This window comes from Citrobacter sp. TBCS-14, from assembly GCF_005280805.1.
GTDB lineage: Bacteria > Pseudomonadota > Gammaproteobacteria > Enterobacterales > Enterobacteriaceae > Citrobacter > Citrobacter gillenii.
This window is the reverse complement of sequence record NZ_SZWM01001067.1, coordinates 1-253: the sequence shown is the minus strand read 5'-3', so window position 1 is coordinate 253 and position 253 is coordinate 1. Positions and strand designations below refer to the sequence as shown.

Genomic DNA, 253 nt, shown 5'->3' with positions numbered 1-253 from the left:
AGTTACCAGCAGATTTTCGGGGAAGTGCGGTTATGCGCCGGGTCATTGAAATCGTGGGGAGGATGCCAGTATGACAACCACTACAGTGGAGTTGTTGAAACGTATGATTTTTTGTACGGATTTCATGGCTTGGCGTTACAAAAACCAAAAAAAGCGTATCAAAAAACTCAAAATGCGTTACGATTATTGATAATTTCGATTCAATGTGTGCATTTTTTGATGTGTTGTATGTTTTTGCAACGGAGACGCTAAT

General features: G+C 39.9%; 1 protein-coding gene. It reads right to left on the bottom strand.

Annotation, left to right across the window (positions count from 1 at the left end):
* Positions 1 to 253, bottom strand: a 253-nt coding sequence (locus tag FDX22_RS30660) for a hypothetical protein (RefSeq protein ID WP_222592570.1), incomplete at both ends; no start/stop codon positions are given.